This is a genomic window from Palleronia caenipelagi (assembly GCF_007004065.1).
Lineage (GTDB): Bacteria > Pseudomonadota > Alphaproteobacteria > Rhodobacterales > Rhodobacteraceae > Palleronia > Palleronia caenipelagi.
On the sequence record NZ_VFSV01000146.1, the window covers coordinates 1 to 917 of the forward strand.

General features: G+C 58.0%; 2 protein-coding genes and 1 pseudogene. 2 read left to right on the forward strand and 1 reads right to left on the reverse strand.

Annotated features, from left to right (window positions below):
- Window positions 1-237: integrase core domain-containing protein (locus FEV53_RS20345; protein ID WP_142836416.1), on the forward strand; the 237-nt coding region annotated here is incomplete at its 5' end.
- 104 nt (window positions 238-341) lie between these two features.
- Here FEV53_RS20345 and FEV53_RS20350 read toward each other — a convergent pair.
- Window positions 342-543: pseudogene (locus FEV53_RS20350) on the reverse strand (IS3 family transposase); the annotation flags it as partial.
- A gap of 196 nt (window positions 544-739) precedes the next feature.
- Here FEV53_RS20350 and FEV53_RS20355 point away from each other — a divergent pair.
- Window positions 740-917: transposase (locus FEV53_RS20355; protein WP_185962112.1), on the forward strand; the 178-nt coding region annotated here is incomplete at its 3' end.

The following is a 917-nucleotide window of genomic DNA, read 5'->3' on the forward strand; positions in this document are numbered from 1 at the left end:
ATCTCGATGGATGGCCGGGGCCGCTGGATCGACAACCGGATGATCGAGCGGCTCTGGCGATCCCTCAAATACGAATGCGTCTACTTGAACGCCTTCGAAACAGGTTCCGAAGCCCGGGACGGGATCGGTGACTGGATCAGCTACTACAACGAAAGACGCCCGCACTCATCACATGGGATCATGACGCCGGACCAGGCCTATGACAGGCAATCTCCGGACCTGAAGGTTGCCGCCTGAAATGAAACCAATGCTATAGCTTAGCACGGCGGCAAACTGGTCGAATTTCAAGGACCACCTCTAAGGATCTTCGTCCCGGTTTCCGGACAGTGTGATTGTTGATCCTACGCGGCCATTTTCCAACTCATTTCTGTGAACGCCTGAACCGGCGTCTGGTAGCCGATGGCTGAATGGCGGCGTTGGCGGCCCGTAGAAGACCTCGATGTACTCGAAGATCGCGGCCTTGGCCTTTTGCCGGGTTCCGAACCGATGGCGATGGACCAGCTCCTTCTTCAGCGAAGAAAAGAAGCTCTCCATCGGGACGTTCGGCGCCTTCAAACGATCCCCCGGATCGTTCGATCCGCTGGCGCGGACCAGCTTGAACTCGAGGCATTCGCCCGAGTTAGTGTCCGCGCACGTGGTGTAATTTCTGCGCCTTCAACGGTGTAATGCCGGGTGGCCATCGAGGTGTATGGTCAGGTGGAGTTTGACGACTTCAACCACGCACCACACGGAGCCCCCGATGACCAAGACCAACATGGACCTTTCCGAACGTCTGGCCAAGCAGGACGGCGGCGATTTTCTTCGCACCGTCGCCGAGGCCGTTTTGCAGCTGATCATGGAGGCTGACGTCGAAGGCCTGATTGGCGCCGGTAAGCACGAACGGGCTGATCAACGCACGACCTGGAGGAACGGGTATC